The organism is Microbacterium sp. Y355, assembly GCF_059445345.1.
The window spans coordinates 2533923-2547051 of record NZ_JCAIUD010000001.1; the positions used below are offsets into that span (position 1 = coordinate 2533923).

At 66.1% G+C, this 13129-nt stretch carries 16 protein-coding genes; 9 read left to right on the top strand and 7 right to left on the bottom strand.

Annotated elements, in window-relative coordinates; translation table 11 throughout:
• Positions 1 to 37 precede the first annotated feature (37 nt).
• Together AC1C2O_RS12150 and AC1C2O_RS12155 are read right to left on the bottom strand one after the other, a co-directional pair.
• Positions 38 to 553 carry a nucleoside deaminase gene (locus AC1C2O_RS12150; RefSeq protein WP_495430694.1) on the bottom strand — a complete coding sequence of 172 codons (516 nt, stop codon included), beginning with the start codon at positions 551 to 553 and terminating at the stop codon, positions 38 to 40.
• A 116-nt stretch (positions 554 to 669) separates the two neighbouring features.
• The gene (locus tag AC1C2O_RS12155; protein WP_495430695.1) at positions 670 to 1080 is read right to left on the bottom strand and encodes a RidA family protein; all 411 of its coding nucleotides are present in this window, start codon (positions 1078 to 1080) and stop codon (positions 670 to 672) included.
• Between the two features lie 82 nt (positions 1081 to 1162).
• On the opposite strand from AC1C2O_RS12155, the gene AC1C2O_RS12160 reads away from it, so the two are divergent.
• On the top strand, positions 1163 to 1546 hold the full coding sequence (locus tag AC1C2O_RS12160; RefSeq protein WP_495430696.1) for a winged helix-turn-helix transcriptional regulator: 384 nt from the start codon (positions 1163 to 1165) through the stop codon (positions 1544 to 1546).
• Positions 1547 to 1568: 22 nt separating this feature from the next.
• On the opposite strand, the gene AC1C2O_RS12165 is transcribed toward AC1C2O_RS12160, so the two are convergent.
• The gene (locus AC1C2O_RS12165) at positions 1569 to 2192 is read right to left on the bottom strand and encodes a MerR family transcriptional regulator (protein WP_495430697.1); all 624 of its coding nucleotides are present in this window, start codon (positions 2190 to 2192) and stop codon (positions 1569 to 1571) included.
• Between the two features lie 70 nt (positions 2193 to 2262).
• On the opposite strand from AC1C2O_RS12165, the gene AC1C2O_RS12170 reads away from it, so the two are divergent.
• Positions 2263 to 2766 (top strand): DUF4188 domain-containing protein, encoded by a 504-nt coding sequence (locus AC1C2O_RS12170; protein WP_495430698.1) that lies wholly within the window; start codon positions 2263 to 2265, stop codon positions 2764 to 2766.
• Positions 2767 to 3025: 259 nt separating this feature from the next.
• Here the strand turns inward: AC1C2O_RS12170 and AC1C2O_RS12175 are convergent, their stop codons facing one another.
• Positions 3026 to 3538: a hypothetical protein gene (locus tag AC1C2O_RS12175; RefSeq protein ID WP_495430699.1), complete on the bottom strand. Its 513-nt coding sequence runs from the start codon at positions 3536 to 3538 to the stop codon at positions 3026 to 3028.
• A 42-nt stretch (positions 3539 to 3580) separates the two neighbouring features.
• Positions 3581 to 4153, bottom strand: coding sequence for a TetR/AcrR family transcriptional regulator (locus tag AC1C2O_RS12180; protein ID WP_495430700.1), 573 nt, complete (start codon positions 4151 to 4153; stop codon positions 3581 to 3583).
• Positions 4154 to 4227: 74 nt separating this feature from the next.
• Between AC1C2O_RS12180 and AC1C2O_RS12185 the strand changes: the two genes are divergently transcribed.
• Complete coding sequence (locus tag AC1C2O_RS12185) at positions 4228 to 5226, top strand: SDR family NAD(P)-dependent oxidoreductase (protein WP_495430701.1); 999 nt, start codon at positions 4228 to 4230, stop codon at positions 5224 to 5226.
• 288 nt (positions 5227 to 5514) lie between these two features.
• On the opposite strand, the gene AC1C2O_RS12190 is transcribed toward AC1C2O_RS12185, so the two are convergent.
• Positions 5515 to 6111: a TetR family transcriptional regulator gene (locus tag AC1C2O_RS12190; protein ID WP_495430702.1), complete on the bottom strand. Its 597-nt coding sequence runs from the start codon at positions 6109 to 6111 to the stop codon at positions 5515 to 5517.
• A gap of 94 nt (positions 6112 to 6205) precedes the next feature.
• On the opposite strand from AC1C2O_RS12190, the gene AC1C2O_RS12195 reads away from it, so the two are divergent.
• The 6 genes from AC1C2O_RS12195 (at position 6206) to AC1C2O_RS12220 (ending at position 11993) form a co-directional block, all read left to right on the top strand.
• A complete protein-coding gene (locus AC1C2O_RS12195; RefSeq protein WP_495430703.1) occupies positions 6206 to 6796 on the top strand; it encodes a biotin transporter BioY in 591 nt (196 codons plus the stop codon).
• A 217-nt stretch (positions 6797 to 7013) separates the two neighbouring features.
• Positions 7014 to 9344: a phosphoribosylformylglycinamidine synthase subunit PurL gene (purL, locus tag AC1C2O_RS12200; RefSeq protein WP_495430704.1), complete on the top strand. Its 2331-nt coding sequence runs from the start codon at positions 7014 to 7016 to the stop codon at positions 9342 to 9344.
• Complete coding sequence (locus AC1C2O_RS12205) at positions 9341 to 9493, top strand: hypothetical protein (protein WP_495430705.1); 153 nt, start codon at positions 9341 to 9343, stop codon at positions 9491 to 9493. The genes purL and AC1C2O_RS12205 overlap by 4 nt, the downstream gene beginning before the upstream one ends.
• 304 nt (positions 9494 to 9797) lie before the next feature.
• The gene (locus tag AC1C2O_RS12210) at positions 9798 to 10523 is read left to right on the top strand and encodes a DUF2786 domain-containing protein (protein WP_495430706.1); all 726 of its coding nucleotides are present in this window, start codon (positions 9798 to 9800) and stop codon (positions 10521 to 10523) included.
• A 43-nt stretch (positions 10524 to 10566) separates the two neighbouring features.
• Positions 10567 to 10929, top strand: a complete 363-nt coding sequence (locus tag AC1C2O_RS12215) for a TraR/DksA family transcriptional regulator (RefSeq protein WP_495430707.1) — start codon at positions 10567 to 10569, stop codon at positions 10927 to 10929.
• Positions 10926 to 11993: a Gfo/Idh/MocA family protein gene (locus AC1C2O_RS12220; RefSeq protein WP_495430708.1), complete on the top strand. Its 1068-nt coding sequence runs from the start codon at positions 10926 to 10928 to the stop codon at positions 11991 to 11993. Before AC1C2O_RS12215 ends, AC1C2O_RS12220 begins: the two co-directional genes overlap by 4 nt.
• Positions 11994 to 11995: 2 nt before the next feature.
• Here AC1C2O_RS12220 and gnd read toward each other — a convergent pair whose 3' ends face one another.
• Positions 11996 to 13051 (bottom strand): phosphogluconate dehydrogenase (NAD(+)-dependent, decarboxylating), encoded by a 1056-nt coding sequence (gene gnd, locus AC1C2O_RS12225; RefSeq protein ID WP_495430709.1) that lies wholly within the window; start codon positions 13049 to 13051, stop codon positions 11996 to 11998.
• Positions 13052 to 13129: the final 78 nt, after the last annotated feature.

The window sequence follows — 13129 nt, forward strand, 5'->3', positions numbered from 1 at the left end:
ATCCGCCGCTAGCCAAGAGGCTGCCAGAGGCGGCGGCTCAGTACTCCGTCCGCGCCTCCGTGCTCAGCCACTGCTCGAACGGAGCCGCCGCCTCGCTGATCCGCAGCGATTCCACCGGCACCGCCCACTCGGAGCGCTCGGTCTCGAACAGGCGATAAAACGCAAGGTCATCGAAACCGCCAGACGCGGCATCATGGCGGTCGGCAGCGTAGACGACACGATCGACCCGGGCCCACAGCGATGCGGCCAGGCACATCGGGCACGGCTCGCACGACGAGTACAGCGTCGCGCCTTCCAGCGAGAAGTCGCGGATGTGCTGCCCCGCCGCGCGAAGCGCCATCACCTCAGCATGCGCACTCGGATCGTGATCGCGCGTGACCCTGTTCTGACCAACGCCGATGATCTCACCGTCGCGCACCACCAGGGCGCCGAAAGGGCCACCGCCGTCGGCGACGTTATCGACCGCCAGCCTCACCGCCTGCTGCAGAAAGTTCCTATCGAGGCTGCTCCCCGCTGCCTCGTGATCACCCTCGGCCGCTGCATCCGCATCCATGCCGCCAGCGTAGTCCGATCACTTGGTCAGCGCCGCCCAACGAACGCCCCCGCCAACAGGCGGGAGCGTTCGACAGGCGGGAGCGTTCGACGTTGACAAGCGATACTGGATGCCTCTCAGTCGAGCACGGCGTCGGCCTCCACCTCAACGAGCACATCCGGCTCGAACAGGTAGTTCACCCCGATGACCGACAGCGGCGGCAGGGGCTGCGGAATCCCGAGCTCTTCCACGACGCTCTCGAGCCCGCGCATGAAGTCTGCATACATCGTCTCGTCCGTGGGAATGACATACACCCGCAGTCGCACGACGTCGGCGAAACTCGCTCCGGCGCCTGCCAACCCGCGTGCGGTGTTGCGCAGCGCGTGGGCGAACTGGCCGGCCAAGTCGCCCGGCGACAGCTTGTTCGCATGCTCGTCACGCGCGATCTGGCCAGAGACGCTCACGTGGCGGCGCCCCGAGCTGACGGAGACGTGGTGGTACGGAACCGGCTGGAACATGCCCTCCGGGGTGATCAGATCGACAGTCATGAGATACCTGCTTTCATCTTCAGCAATCAAGTATCTTTTTTATACCTAGTGCTCGAAGGACACTTCAACGAGACTAGGTTTCATGGACGAAACCACCGCGGCCCCCGACACTCAGATTTCCGATGAGCACCGCGAGCTTCTAGACCAGGTGCTCGACAAGTGGTCGTTGCTGATCCTCGACCGGCTCTGTGAACAGCCTCGGCGCTTCAATGAGCTGCGGCGGGCCATCCCCGCCGTCTCTCAGAAGTCGTTGACGACGGCCCTGCGCCGGCTGGAACGCAACGGGATGGTCGCGCGCGTGGTCATTGATACGCGGCCGATCGCCGTCGAGTACCGGATCTCAGACTTCGGGCAGACGCTGCAAGACCTCGTCGACTCGCTGCTCCTGTGGACATCCGCTCACCTCGGAGACGTCACTCTCGCCCGGGAACGGTTCGACGCCGAACACGACCGCTGGCGGCATTGACCGCTGTCACGCGGGTGCCGGCTCAGGCTCCACCTTCACCCACGGCACCAAACCGCTCCGCCGACGCCACCTGCTGCGCCACTCTCCTGAGCGCCAGCAACAGCGGCTCCACCAGCACCGACCCCAGCACGACGTAACGCACCGCCGCTTCAGCCGACTCCGTAGGAACTCCGGCGATCTCAGCATCCGCAATCGCACGCATACTCTTGAGATACACCGGCAACGCATCGTGTGCCAGCTCGAAGCCCGCACGCTCCAGCCCTTGCAACGCCCGGGCGACGTCGTGCAGCACTGCGTCATCGCACATCCCTGGCTTCCACCCGAGCCCCGCGACGGCATCCTGCGCCGAGGTCAGATCGAGCGAATCGTCGACGGGAGGAGTGACCGCCGCATGCGCAGCACCGAGCAGCTCGTGGGCGTTCTCCGGCGGATTGTTCAGGGCATCAAGCACGCGACGCGTCTCGGCGACGCTCACCCCCGACTCGATCAGCGCACGGATGACCCGCAGCCGCTGCACATGCACCTCGCCGTACGCAGCCTGCGTCGGCGCGCTGCGCTCACCCTCGGGCAGCAGCTGCTCGCGCAGGTAGTACTTGATCGTCGGCACGGGAACGCCCGTCTGCGCCGACAGTTCTGAAATTCTCATGGCCACCTCTTGACATCGATAGTAGCGCTATCCATTATGGATAGTGTCGCTATCTATTCGGAAGGACATCATGTCGAAAGTCGTCAAAGGCCGAATGAGCCACCGCCACGAGGGTGAGCTCGTCGTCTTCCACATCGGGATGCAGATCAACAAATGGTGGCGCCCCGACCTATGGATGCCGGCATTCATGGCCATGCCCCGGATGCTCCGCGAACTGTCCATCGACAAAGAATCGGGCCTCCTCGGCTATCAGCTGCTGTTCGGCAGTGGCGGCCCGTACGTCACGCAGTATTGGTCATCCATCGACAAGCTCTACGCCTACGCATCCGCTCCTTCGCAGGAGCACCGACCGGCCTGGACCGCCTTCAACAAGGCCGCCCGCAAAGCACCGGGCACCGTCGGAGTCTGGCACGAGACGTTCCTCGTCGAGCGCGCCGAGAGCGTGTACGTGTCGACCAAGCCCATGGGGCTCGCGAAGGCCACCGAACCGGTTGAGGTCGGCAAGCGGCACGAGCGCGCGCAGGCGCGGTTCGCTGAGGGGCGGACCACCGCGGATGCCGCGACCGGGCGGTGACGGCATCCATTCTGCTGGCGGGTGACGCATCCGTTCTGCCCGGGGGGGGTGGCGCATCCGTTCTGCTGGCGGGTGGCGCATCCGATCTGCCCGCAGGTGGCGCACATTGCCGCAATCCGCGCCGGGAGGCGGCATGTGCGACCCCTCCCAAAACCGCGAGTCGCACGAGGGGCCGCACATGGTCACTAAATCGGCCTACTAGCGACAAACAGAGACACCCGAGCGGGCCCTCCGAACCGAGCGGCGGCGCCGCATGGCATCAGCGCCCCGTCGGCTCCCCGGCCCTGACGGCGGCCAGCAGCGGCCCGACCGGGTAGATCCGCGGATTCACGCTGAGCTTCACTCCGAACGACGAGCGCACCTGAAGACGGGGCTGCCCGTTGATCTGGCGCATCCGAGAATCGACGATGTCGACGTATCTGATCACGCGCTCCTGCCCGAAAACGGTGCGAAAGCGCACCTCGTCTGACCTGGCATCCACGTACCAATTGCGATACATCATCAGGAAGAACGCCCCCGCGAACGTGATCGCCACCGACGCGATGCGCATGGGGAGCAGGTCAGCCGTGTACCGCGACGTGAACGAGACCAGCGCCATCAGGAATCCGACCGACAGCAACACCCAGCCGACAAGCGGGGCGAAGATCGGCATCCGCACGCGTGCGGAATTGCGCTTCGAACGGTTCGGACGCTTCGCCGCCCACCACATTCCGCCGACCACCACAAGGATCGCGAGTGCGATCAGGGCGTACTTCAGGGCGAATGCGGACACTCCATGAGGTTAGCCGGGACATGAGGTTGGCCGAGACGCAGCTCAGCGATCGGACGCGATCCCGCGCAGCAGCACATCGACGGTAGCGGCGACCCGCTCCTCGCTGAGGGGCCTGCCCATTAGCGCAGTATACGAAACCAGCGCGACGAACTGGTTTGCGATGACCTCGCTGTCGGCATCCGCTCGCACATCTCCGGCGCCACGCGCACGTTCGATTCGCTGAATACTCCATGCCACGATCGGTCCCGCAAATCGCGTGTTGAGCGCGTCGCCGAGTGCGGGATCCGTCGCCGTCACCGCGATCAGCGCCCGCGCGAGCGCAATAGCCTCGGGCGTGCCGAGTGCCGCAGAAGCCGCCGAGAACCAGCTCCGCAGGTCAGCCCCCAGGTCATCCGTCATCGGCAGCAATACCCCGCCGGGCAATTCCCCCTCCAGCAGCGCCTCCCCGAGGATTGCCGCCTTCGACGGCCACCAGCGATAGATCGTCTGCTTCGAAACCTCAGCCTCCGCCGCGAGGCCTTCGATCGTCACCGCCGCGTACGCCCCCGCTGCGAGCGCGCGACGCATCGCTGCCAACACAGCCTGGCGGGCTTTTTCACTGCGAGGTCTCGGCACCTTTTCAGGGTAGCGAGGCGTACCATCAAAAGTAAGTAGACGCTCCGTTGCGAAATTTGGACAGGGAGAACGAAATGGTACTAACCGCACACTCCACCATCGGCGAATGGCTAAAGGACCGGACCGGCGGCGAGCTGATCCGACGCATGCTGGCCCAGGCTGGCGCGAACGCCGACTCCCTCACCCCCGTGCTCGGCCTACCCCTGCAGCAGATGGTTGCCCTCAGCCAGGGAGCGATGCCGCAGTCAGTCGTCGACGACCTTGTCCGCGCGGCCAACGGCGGCGAGATCCCCACAGACGCTCCCACCGGCTGGGTCGAGAAGATCACCCCCGGCCGCTTCGCAGGCAAGACCGTGATCGTCACGGGCGCCGCATCCGGAATCGGCAAGGCCACGGCATCCCGCATCGCCCGCGAAGGCGGACGCGTCATCGCATCCGACATCGCCGCTGACAAGCTCGAGGCCCTCAAGACAGAGCTCGCGGATGCCGACATCACCACCGTGGCCGGGGACCTCACCACGCAGGACGCCATCGACGCTGTGATCGCCGCAGCGGGCGACCGCGTCGACGCCCTCGCCAACGTCGCCGGCATCAACGATGACTTCTCCCCCGCAGGCGAGACCTCGGATGCCGTCTGGGACCGCGTCATCGCGATCAACCTCACCGCGCCGTTCAAGCTCATGCGCGCCGTGCTCCCCCTCATGGAGGCGGCAGGTGCGGGCGCCGTGCTCAACGTCGCGAGCGAGGCGGGCCTGCGCGGCAACGCATCCGGCAATGCCTACACGGCCAGCAAGCACGGCATCATCGGCGTCACGAAGTCTGCGGCGTTCATGTACGGACCGAAGGGCATCCGAGTGAACTCCGTCGCACCGGGCGGCGTCGCCACCGGCATCCCGATGCCTCCGAACATGTCGTCGTATGGTTCCGGGCGCCTCGCTCCATTCCAGCAGGCGATACCGACGCTCGCGACCGCCGAGCACCTCGCCGCATCGATCACGTTCCTGCTGTCGGACGACGCCGTGAACATCAACGGTGCGATCGTCGCATCAGATGGCGGCTGGTCGGTGCAGTAACCCCCATAGTCGTCCCGGTTCTGCCGGGATGCATCCAATCCCCCCGTTGGATGTGAGATCCCCTCTGCAGCTTGCCGCAGAGGGGATCTCTTTTTCTGCGGGTTGCGCGTCCACTGCCGGGGCGTCGTCGCCTGGCGAGGTGGCTCACATGGCCGGTTTCCGCGCCGGAAGCCGGCAATGTGCGACCCCTCTCGCGAACGCGCCGGTGCCCGTGAGCTGCGAGGGGTCGCACATCGTCGTCAAAGTTCGCCGGTGGCGGCAAACTTTGACACCCGAGCAACGGGCGGGCTACCGAGCGGCAGCCGTCGCCCGCACGCCAGCGACGACGATGCGAAGGCCTGCGTCGAACGCGTCCAGCCGCTCCTCGGCCCGCGCCGGCACGAGATCAACCGAGGCATCCGCGGCGCCGGCCACCGCGGCGTGCATGCGCTGCTGCTCGTGGAACGTGTACCCGATCACGAAGTGAACCAGAGTGTCCGCAGCGACTTCCGCCGATGCCTCATCGAGTTCCAGCCCGCGAGCCGCCGATACGAGATGTGTGCGGCTGGGCAACTCCAGCATCCCCAATGCCAATGAGCTCGAGACGATTTCGGCGCCGTCCCGGTAAGCGAGCAGCCGCTCATGCAGCGCGGTGGCGATCGCGGCAAGATCCCCCGAGGCATCCGCCTCTGGAGCACTGACGATCTGCTCGCTCACGGCCGCCAACAGCGCCTGCTTGTTCGGAAAGTGCCAGTACAGCGCACTGACCTGCACCTCGATCTCTTCGGCGATGCGTCTCATCGACAGGCCGGGCAGGCCCTGGTCTGCCAGCACGCGCATCGCAGCCGAGACGACATCGCTCTTCCCATTGCGAATTCCCGCTTCGCCCGACTGCAGTGCGTTCATCCTGCTATCGTACTGAACATCGTTCTATAGAACAGTGTTCAGGAGAGCATCGTTCTGTCGAGTGTGTTCTCGTGTACAGCATCCAGGAGGAACCATGTCCGTATCCGCAACCCGCACCCACTTCCCCGTGCTGGCCGACCTCATACCCGGCGCTCGCGTCCGCGATGTCGCCCTGACACTCGGCGGCACCGCCCTCATCACCGTCGCGGGTTACATCGCGATCCCGCTGCCGTTCACGCCGGTGCCGATCTCGCTGGCGACCTTCGCCGTGCTCCTCACGGGTGCCACACTCGGACCGCTCCGCGGTGCCATGAGTGCGGGCCTCTACCTGGCACTCGGCCTCGTCGGCTTTCCGTTGTTCGCGCACGGAGCATCCGGCTGGGCGTTCTCATCGTTCGGCTACATCGTCGGCTACGTCGTCGCCGCGCTCATCGTCGGCTCCCTCGCTCGCAGGCGCTCCGACCGCACTGTCTGGTCGACGATCGCACTGGCATCTCTCGGATCGCTCACGATCTACGCCTTCGGGGTTCCGTGGCTCGCCGCCTACCTCGGTGTCGACCTCGTCACCGCACTCACCCTCGGCGTTCTGCCATTCCTGATCGGTGATGCCATCAAGATCGCCGCTTTGTCAGGCCTGCTCCCGCTGACCTGGCGCATCGTCGACCGTTCGCGCGCGGGCGACTGAGCGCGGGCGCGTGAGCGCGGGCGGCCGGTCGCCGGCGGTTCGCGTTCATAACTCCTCAAAATCAGCCGGATCGACGGCCATTCGGCCTAAAAGAGCCCAAATCCGGCAAGTTCTGCGGAGTTATGCGCAGCGACGACCGCAGACCCACGCCGATCCGTCGCACTCCACCACCCAAGTAGACTGGATCTGCCCCGCCGGCCCTGATCTTGGAGTGCGCGTGACCACCCCCACCCCTGAAGCATCCGCTCGTCAGCACGTCCCCGACTCCGTCTCCAACGCGGAAGCGACTCCTGAGAAGGAGCAGCCGTACGCGGCCCTCGGCCTCAAGCCAGACGAGTACGCGCGCATCAAGGAAATCCTCGGCCGCCGCCCCACCTCGGGCGAGCTGGCCATGTACTCCGTCATGTGGAGCGAGCACTGCTCCTACAAGTCGTCGAAGAACTACCTGAAGCGCTTCGGCCAGAAGGTTTCCGACGAGATGAAGGAACGCCTCATGGTCGGCATGGGCCAGAACGCGGGCGTCGTCGACGTCGGCGAGGGCTGGGCCGTCACCTTCAAGGCCGAGTCGCACAACCACCCCTCCTTCATCGAGCCGTTCCAGGGCGCAGCCACCGGCGTCGGCGGCATCGTCCGCGACATCATCTCGATGGGCGCCCGCCCCGTCGCCGTCATGGATGCTCTCCGCTTCGGCGCGATCGACCACCCTGACACCGCACGAGTGGTGCACGGCGTGACCAGCGGCATCTCCTTCTACGGCAACTGCCTTGGCCTGCCGAACATCGGTGGCGAGACGGTGTTCGACTCCGTCTACCAGGCCAACCCCCTCGTCAACGCGCTCGCGGTCGGCGTGCTCCGCCACGAAGACCTCAAGCTCGCGAACGCCACCGGCGTCGGCAACAAGGTCGTGCTCTTCGGTGCCCGCACGGGCGGGGACGGCATCGGCGGCGCCAGCATCCTGGCATCCGATTCCTTCGACGACGGTGGCCCCACCAAACGGCCTGCCGTGCAGGTCGGCGACCCGTTCGCCGAGAAGGTGCTCATCGAGTGCTGCCTCGAGCTGTACAAGGCCGAGCTCGTCGAGGCCATCCAGGACCTCGGCGCCGCCGGGATCTCGTGCGCCACCAGCGAGCTCGCCGCCAATGGCAACAGCGGCATGAAGGTGTCGCTCGACAACGTACTGCTGCGCGACCCCACGCTCACCGCTGAGGAAATCCTCATGTCAGAGTCGCAGGAGCGCATGATGGCGATCGTCGCTCCCGAGAAGCTCGATGCTTTCCTCGAAGTCGTCAAGAAGTGGGACGTCGAGACGTCCGTGCTCGGCGAGGTCACCGGCGACGGCCGCCTCATCATCGACTGGCAGGGCGAGCGCATCGTCGACGTCGACCCGTCGACCGTCGCGGTCGACGGCCCCGTCTACGACCGCCCTGTTGCCTACCCGACGTGGATCGACGCACTGCAGGCGGATGCCGCGGAGCTGCTGCCACGCTCCGACGACGCGGAGGTGCTTCGCGAGCAGTTCCTGGCGCTCGTCGCATCTCCGAACCTCGCCGACACCAGCTGGATCACCAACCAGTACGACTACTACGTGCTCGGCAACACGGCCCTCGCCTTCCCCGACGACGCTGGCATGATCCGCGTCGATGAGGAGTCTGGCCTCGGCTTCGCGATCTCGCTCGACGCCAACGGCCGCTACTGCCAGCTCGACCCATATGCGGGCGCGCAGTTGGCGCTTGCCGAGGCGTACCGCAACGTCGCCGTAACCGGCGCGACGCCCACCGCGATCACCGACTGCCTGAACTTCGGATCCCCCGAGAACCCAGAGGTCATGTGGCAGTTCGGGCAGACCGTTGACGGCCTGGCTGACGGATGCTTCGAACTGGGCACCCCGGTCACCGGCGGCAACGTCTCGTTCTACAACCAGACTGGCGACACCCCGATCCACCCGACGCCGCTGGTCGGCGTTCTCGGCATCGTCGACGACGTCTCCCGTCGCATCCCCTCGGGCTGGCAGGACGAAGGCCAGAACATCTACCTGCTCGGCACCACCTCGACCGAGCTTTCTGGTTCGGCATGGGCTGACACAGTGCACCAGCACCTCGGTGGCCTGCCGCCGAAGGTCGATCTCGCTGCAGAGAAGCGTCTCGCCGGCCTCATCGGCGCCGCGCGCGACGAGTGGCTGATTTCCAGCGCACACGATCTGTCGGAGGGTGGCCTCGGACAGGCCCTCGCCGAGGGAGTCATGCGCTTCGGCATCGGAGCACGCGTCTGGCTCACCGAGATCATGGAGCGCGACGGAGTGGATGCAGCATCCGCTCTGTTCTCGGAGTCAACAGGCCGCGTCATCGTGACCGTTCCCCGTGAAGACGACGTGAAGTTCCAGGGCCTCTGCGAAGGACGCGGCTACCCGGTGCTGCGCATCGGCGTGACCGACACCGTCTCTGACCTTGAGGTCACCGGGCTGTTCACGGTCTCGGCCGACGAGCTGCGCACCACGTCGCGGGCGACACTGCCGGCGGCCTTCGGCCCGACTGTCACGGAGTCCGTATGAGTGATCTCGAGCAGCGCGACGCCGATGACGACTACGGCCGTCTGGGAGAATCGCGCAACCGCCGGATGCGCATCGTCGCGTGGGTGACGATAGTCTCGCTCATCCTCATCGGCGGCGGCTCGACTGTGCTGACGCTGCTGTTCGGCTGAGGCACCTGTTCGGCTGACGCGCCACGCTCGTCCCTCTTACGCCGGCCCCTCGGCGCCCCCTCCCCTGTTCACGTCGACGCTCCCTGCTCCGAGCGTCGGCAGTATGGGGCCCCGACGGTAAGCAGGGGCGCGGATCGATCGTGGTTGGGGCGAAGCCTTGCACTCCTCGCTACCGACGACCGCCGCGGTCTCCTCCTCCACAGCCACGCGCTCACACGCGACTATCCACCGATCGCGTACTCGAGCGCGTCAATGCGGGTGGTCCCGTGCAGGATACGAGGCATCGTAGACGAAGGAGGACACAGTGAGTGAAGCCAAGTTGGACCTAATCGCGAAGCTGCTGACGAAGGCGGAGAGTACGACGCCCGAAGAGGCCGAGGCGCTGACCGAGCACGCCGAACGACTCATGGTGAAGTACGGCATCGAACAGGCACGCCTCGACGCACGTCGTGCGCAGATCGGGCAGACGCGGGAGGAGATCATCCAGGAGCGGATGCTGTTCACCGGCGTCTACGCTCGAGACATCCGCGAGCTCGGCGGCAACGTCGCGTTCGCGCTCGGCTCGATCCGGCCGATGCAGGCGGAGCATCCAGGCGGGGGAATGATTCTGTACTTCGTCGGGTTCACGTCCGATGTGCACCAGGCGAAGATTCTTACCGCGAGTCTGCAGGTGCAGGCGATGGTCGCGATGAGGGCCTGGTGGGCGGGTCAACGGGCGCTGTACAACCGGCACTCGGAGAGCGAGAAGCGGCGTGCGCGCAGCGGGTTCATCCGAGGGTTCGGAATCGGTGCATCACAGCGCCTCAGCGAGAGTCGACGCGTGATCATCGAGGAGTCGGGCACCGGGACCGACGTCGTTCTGGCGTCTCGGCGCGACCAGGTGGATACTTTCTTCAACGACATCCCACACGTCAGGGGGCGAGCACGTCAGGGGGCCGATCGTTCTGCCTTCATTCATGGGCACAGGTCAGGTCGTGACGCGAATACCGGCGGGAAGTCCCTCACTCCCGGACGCGGTTTGCCTCGCTGAAGCGCTCCCGCTCATCCCCCTCGCATCCACCTAGAGTGAGGGCATGGACGATGACGCTCTGCAATTGCGCACACTCCTGGAGATGCTGCGACGTGAGGCGAATGCCCGCACCGAGGCACTCGTCGCGACGCTCACCGAGTTGACGCACGACCGCAGCAGCCAGAGTGACGATGACGAGCACGACCCCGAGGGCGTGCCGCTGTCGGCCGAGTGGTCGCGGTTGAACGGCCTGCTCGATGGCTCGCGCGATGAACTGCAGCAGGTGGACGACGCCCTCGCGCGAATGGATGCCGGAACCTACGGCGTCTGCACGAACTGCGGCCGACGCATCCCGGTCGCGCGCCTGCGCGTACGCCCGTTCGCCGCACGCTGCGTACCCTGCGCGGAGAAGGAGGAGAGCAGATGACGAACACCACCGCAACCGAGAACCCGGCAGCAGAGAACACGGCAACAGAACGCGCGCCGCTGGGCGTCGGGATCATCGGGCTCGGCGGCATCGGCCGTATTCACGCGCACGCGCTGGCCGAACTGCCGGCGCTGGGTGAAGTGCGCGCAGTTGCACACGCTCGCGACGAGGCTCTCGCTGAGTGCGGCTTACCCGCCACGATGCGGCGAAGCGTAGACGAGCTGTTCGACGATGACTCCGTGCAAATCGTCGCGATCTGCACGCCGAGTGACACGCACGCCGACCTCGCCCTGCGCGCGATGGAAAGCGGCAAGCACGTCGTGGTCGAGAAGCCGATCGCGCTCGACGCCGCCGCGGGCCGCGCCTTGATCTCGCGGGCCGAGGCGCTCGGCCGCACACTTGTCGGCATCGCGCAGCGCCGCTACGAGCCGCAGAACATCGCCCTCGCACAACTGCTGGCCAGTGGGAAGCTTGGCCGCCCACTGCTGATCGAAGTGCTCGTGCCCTGGTACCGCGACGATGCGTACTACCGCGCGGCGCCCTGGCGCAGTCGACTCGGCGGCGGGGGCGGATCCCTCGCGAACCAGGGCTTGCACAACCTCGATCTGGCTCTGATGCTGCTCGGCCCTGTGGTCGAAGTCACCGGCCAGTCCGCGACCATCGCGCACGAGATCGATGTAGAGGATGCCACGACCGCCACGCTGCGCTTCGCATCGGGCGCCATGGGCGTCGTCGCCACGACGACCGGCGCCTACCCGGGGCACAATGCTCGCCTCACTGTCATCACGTCGACCGGGCGATTCGAACTCGATGGGGACGCCATCCGAGAATGGACCTTCGACGTCCCCGCACCCGAATCAGGCGGATCCGCGCCAGGCGGCGCCTCCGACCCTCTCGCGATCGGCCACTCCGGACACCTGGCACAGTGGAAAGATGTGCTCGGCGCTATCGCCACCGGGCGCGCCCCACACACGACGGGGCGTGATGCTACGCACACCGCAGAGGTCATCGCCGCGGTGTATCAAAGTGCCGCTACCGGAGTTGCGGTGCAGCTCGAGCCGTGACCTCAGCCTGCGTCGGCCTTGCGCGCGCCAGCCTCGAGCACGTCACCGGCTGGTCGCTCCTGATGTCCGCCGAACTGCAAACGCATCGCCGAGAGCACCTGGTTCGCGAACTGGTCTTCGCCACGTGACGAGAACCGTTCGAACAAGGATGCCGCGAGCACCGGAACAGGAACACCGACGTCGACGGCGGCCTTGACTGTCCACCGGCCCTCACCAGAGTCCGAGACACGACCTGCGAGCCCGTCCAGAGTGGGATTGCCATGCAGCGCTGCCGCGGTGAGATCGAGTAGCCACGACGAGATCACCGATCCGCGACGCCACAGCTCGGCGACCTTGTCAGTGTCAATCGGGAACTGGTAGAACTCGGGCTCCTCCAGCGGAGCGATCTCGGCCGAGTGCTCCGCTTCGCGTACTCCGGCATCCGCGTTCTCGAGCAGATTGAGTCCTTCGGCGATCGAGGCCATGATGCCGTACTCGATGCCGTTGTGCACCATTTTGACGAAGTGTCCTGCGCCGGATGGTCCGCAGTGCAGGAAACCCTGCTCTTCCGGTGCGAGGTCGCCGGTGCGTCCGGGCGTACGCTCGATTTCGCCGGGTCCTGGTGCGATCGTGCGCAGCACAGGCTCGATATGCCCAACCGCGGTGTCGGAGCCGCCGACCATCAGGCAGTAACCGCGGTCCAGCCCGAACACTCCACCGCTGGTGCCGATGTCGACGTATTCGATGCCGCGTTCTCGCAACGAGGCCGCGCGCCGGACATCGTCGCGGTAGTTCGAGTTACCTCCGTCGATGAGGATGTCGCCGGGTTCGAGCACCGCTGCCACTTCCTCGGAGACAGTGCCGGTAAGCGAGGCGGGCACCATCATCCACACCACACGCGTCGGCTCAAGCTTCACCGCGAGATCGGCGACGCTGTCTGCACCGGTGGCGCCTTCCGCGACGAGTGCGGCGACGGCATCAGCATTCACGTCGTAAACCACGCATTCGTGCCCATCGCGCATCAACCGTCGCACGATGTTCGCGCCCATCCTGCCGAGTCCGACCATAGCCAGCTGCATGTCTGTTTCTCCCGCCTCCACCAGCTCCCCGTGAGCCGGTGCGTGGTCATCCTGACACGCGAATCGAAAGGATGCCAG

Excerpts from the sequence above, each read along its gene's own strand:
- AC1C2O_RS12150 (WP_495430694.1), bottom strand. The coding sequence starts at position 553 with ATGGATGCGGATGCAGCGGCCGAGGGTGATCACGAGGCAGCGGGGAGC.
- AC1C2O_RS12155 (WP_495430695.1), bottom strand. The coding sequence starts at position 1,080 with ATGACTGTCGATCTGATCACCCCGGAGGGCATGTTCCAGCCGGTTCCG.
- AC1C2O_RS12160 (WP_495430696.1), top strand. The coding sequence starts at position 1,163 with ATGGACGAAACCACCGCGGCCCCCGACACTCAGATTTCCGATGAGCAC.
- AC1C2O_RS12165 (WP_495430697.1), bottom strand. The coding sequence starts at position 2,192 with ATGAGAATTTCAGAACTGTCGGCGCAGACGGGCGTTCCCGTGCCGACG.
- AC1C2O_RS12170 (WP_495430698.1), top strand. The coding sequence starts at position 2,263 with ATGTCGAAAGTCGTCAAAGGCCGAATGAGCCACCGCCACGAGGGTGAG.
- AC1C2O_RS12185 (WP_495430701.1), top strand. The coding sequence starts at position 4,228 with ATGGTACTAACCGCACACTCCACCATCGGCGAATGGCTAAAGGACCGG.
- AC1C2O_RS12190 (WP_495430702.1), bottom strand. The coding sequence starts at position 6,111 with ATGAACGCACTGCAGTCGGGCGAAGCGGGAATTCGCAATGGGAAGAGC.
- AC1C2O_RS12195 (WP_495430703.1), top strand. The coding sequence starts at position 6,206 with ATGTCCGTATCCGCAACCCGCACCCACTTCCCCGTGCTGGCCGACCTC.
- AC1C2O_RS12205 (WP_495430705.1), top strand. The coding sequence starts at position 9,341 with ATGAGTGATCTCGAGCAGCGCGACGCCGATGACGACTACGGCCGTCTG.
- AC1C2O_RS12215 (WP_495430707.1), top strand. The coding sequence starts at position 10,567 with ATGGACGATGACGCTCTGCAATTGCGCACACTCCTGGAGATGCTGCGA.
- AC1C2O_RS12220 (WP_495430708.1), top strand. The coding sequence starts at position 10,926 with ATGACGAACACCACCGCAACCGAGAACCCGGCAGCAGAGAACACGGCA.
- gnd (WP_495430709.1), bottom strand. The coding sequence starts at position 13,051 with ATGCAGCTGGCTATGGTCGGACTCGGCAGGATGGGCGCGAACATCGTG.